The sequence below is a fragment of the Desulfonatronum zhilinae genome, from assembly GCF_900182865.1.
Classification (GTDB): Bacteria; Desulfobacterota; Desulfovibrionia; order Desulfovibrionales; family Desulfonatronaceae; genus Desulfonatronum; species Desulfonatronum lacustre.
On record NZ_FXUJ01000067.1, the window covers coordinates 1 to 3164 of the forward strand.

Consider the following 3164-nt stretch of genomic DNA (forward strand, 5'->3'; position numbering starts at 1 on the left):
GCCAATCGACTCATTGGCATAGCCAGGAAACTTTATTCCGACGAAGACTTCGGATTGGAGTTGGAGCAAACAGTCTACGCACTGGACGCCACCACTGTCAATGGCCACCCTAATGGAGCCACCCATGGCCACCTTAATGGAGCCACTTTGAGGTCAAGGTCCGTCTTTTCCGAGTTTCCGTGGATTATGGCGTAAAGACTGGGCTGGCGGGCGGTTTGCGAGCGACATCCCCAAAAATGTCGCGATGCAAACCGCATGACAGACCAGTCGTGCCTCAGTTGCCTTGATTATTGCTTGAAATGACTTGCATTTTTTTTCAGTTTGGCCTTGGGTGCTGTTTCCTTTCATCTTAAAATCGTGAGCCTGGCCAACCCTGGACTCCCGCCTTATTCAATATCTGGTTATCAGCTGACATCATTGAATATATTGAAGGATGAAACATCATTTTTCCCAAGCTGATAAAACTTGTTAAGGCCGTGTTCGATAGTCGTGCCGGGTCACATTCCGGCACGACACTCTTATTGATTGAAATCACAAACTATTTCTTCCCTTCGCGGCTTCTTGGCACCCGATAGGTCTTTCCGGTCAGAACGACCTGATATGCGCCGTGTCTGATCCGATCCAGAGTAGCCGAGGCCAGCAGTTTGTTCGGGAACGCTTCGGCCCACTCGCTGAAGTCGAGATTGCTGGTCAGGGCCGTGGCCCGACGCTCATAGCGTTCCGTGACCAGGTCGTGGAAATCCTCATCTTGGCCGGGGCGCATGGGCTTGAGCCCAAAGTCGTCAATGATCAGTAAATCCACCCTGGCCAACTGGGCCAGCTTCCGCTCGTAGTTGCCTACAGCTCGGGCCGCCGACAGCATGCCGAGCAGCTTTGCATGGCTGATGAACAGCGTGTCGTGGCCGCGGCGTACGGCCATATGCCCCAGGGACTGAGCCAGATGGCTTTTGCCAGTGCCGCACGGGCCGAGAATCAGCACTGGGGCTTTCTCGTCTATGAACCGGCCGGTGGCCAGGTCCCGGACAAGGCCTTGATTGATTCCGGCGTTGAAGGTGAAGTCAAATGTCTCCAAGGTCTTTTGGGCATTGCAGCCGGAGCGGCGTTGCAACTTGGCGAACTTTTGCTGTTCGCGTCGGGCCACTTCGTCCGCGACGAGCAAGGCCAGAAAGTCCGTATAGGGCAGCTTTCCATCAATGGCTTGGCGGTTACGGATGTCCAGAGAATCCAGAATGCCGGACAAACGCAGCTGCTTGAGCAAGGGCAAAAGTTGAGGCATCGGGTTCATTACGGCCTCCTACTGCAACGGGAAGGTGCCTCGGATGAACCGAGCCTTCCCGCCATAGGTCTCGCCCAGAGGCACGGCTTGCCGTGCGGGTTCCTGATCCAGCCCCTTTGTCAGAATGCCTTTGACCGCCACATAAGTCGCAGTGTCATGGGCAATGGCCCGTGCACAGGCCGCCTCCAGTCTTTTGTGGCCATATTTATCCGCCATGCGGATGACCCCTTGGGCGGAGCGCAGTTTGTCCAGCACCTTGTCCGCAAACAGCGCCTCGATAAGCTCAAGGCAGTTCTCGCCCACCTTTTCCGCCTGCTGCAGGCACCATTGCGGCGTGGCCATCAGATAGGCCTGGGCATTGGGCGGGTAATGATCCTCGATGGTGGAGCGTTTGCCCGGTCTGACTTGACGCACATGCGTGGCAACCAACGACTCTTCGTGAAATATCTGAACCGTCGTTTCCGTGGCCCGCAACCAGAGATATTGGCCGATAAGGGTATGCGGCGCCGAATACCGACGGCTGTCATAATTCACGTGGCAATCAGGATGCAGCTTTACTCGCTCCCAGGCTGCGATCTCCGGGGGCACGGCGGGTAACTGCTTCAGGAAGGCCTTCTCCACCTCCACAAAGTAACTCAACGGACGTTCCTTGGTCGTGCCGTGGATTCTATTCCCAGCGGTCTCCAGCACCCATTCCCGCCCCTGACGGTTCATGTCCGGCAGATCCCGAAATACTCGCAAGGGCATGAAGTTCTCCTTGACGTACTTCACTCCGGATTCAACGATGCCTTTCTTCGCGGCGTCGGCCACAGGGCACGGGGAAATCAAAAAGCCATATTCTTCGGCATATTCGGCATACGCACGCTGCACCTCAGGGTCCGTATAACAAGCCCTGGTGATCGCGCACTTGGGATTGTCGATGATCGCCTTGCGGGGAATCCCGCCGAAAAATTCAAACGCTCGCCGATGGCATCCAAGCCACGTCTCTACCTTCTGATCCAGTACGAACTCCAGATATTGGTGCCGACTAAAGGCCAACGTCATCACGAAAAACCAGGTCTTGACCTCGTTCCCGGCAACCCAATCCATCAGGCGCGGTCCAGATCCAAAGTCCACCTGAGCCGCCTCCCCGGGCTTGAAATCCAGAACAATCGTGGCCGAAGGTCCTGGCCGGTGAGCCTGAAGAAATCGCTTCACTGAGTTATAGGCACCGGTAAATCCATGATTACGTACCAGGCACTGATGGATGGCAACCCCGGAGACGCCCTGACTGGCCCACAGCAGAACATGGTCCGCGTAAGGCTCTACCAGCGAATTCAGACGTTGCTGCGTCCTCCGGGCTTGGAACAGCTCAGCAATGACGTCATTAGCCGGAAGATCCGCCCCTGGTTCCAGCCAGCCGTTCTCATCAGCAAGGCTGCGTAACCGCGACGCCTTGCTTCGTCCCATCAGGCCATCCTTGGCTATCTGCCGGTCCGTCTCCCCAAGCCGCATTCTCACAATGACATTGCGTGTCTCGTGCACCGAAAACCTCCTGTTTGCCATCATACTCCTCCTTGTTGAAAGTCGGAGGGTGATAGCAGGTTGGGAAGCTCGGATGAGACGGTTCGACCAACAAAGTGGCTCCATTAATGTGGCCATTGACTGGCCTCATTAGACCGGCCACGAGGTGGCTCGATTAAACCGGCCAGAGGGTGGCCTCATTAGACTGGCCAGGAGGTGGCTCCATTAGACTGGCCATGGGGTGGCCCCATTATACCGGCCATGAGTGGCTCTATAGTGGTGGCCGCCAACACCACCATCGACCTGTGTCTCTCGGTCTTTCCCTGGGCCAATTTTCGAAGAACCAAAGCTGCGATCAAGCTCCACACGTTGCTGGATCTACGGG

The 3164-nt window shown here is 56.1% G+C and carries 2 protein-coding genes; both read right to left on the bottom strand.

The features are described 5' to 3' along the window. Positions 1 to 538 precede the first annotated feature (538 nt). Positions 539 to 1285, bottom strand: coding sequence for an IS21-like element helper ATPase IstB (gene istB, locus AC559A_RS18870; RefSeq protein ID WP_498819240.1), 747 nt, complete (start codon positions 1283 to 1285; stop codon positions 539 to 541). A 9-nt stretch (positions 1286 to 1294) separates the two neighbouring features. Further along, on the bottom strand, positions 1295 to 2800 hold the full coding sequence (gene istA / locus AC559A_RS18875; protein WP_498819241.1) for an IS21 family transposase: 1506 nt from the start codon (positions 2798 to 2800) through the stop codon (positions 1295 to 1297). Between the last annotated feature and the right edge of the window lie 364 nt (positions 2801 to 3164).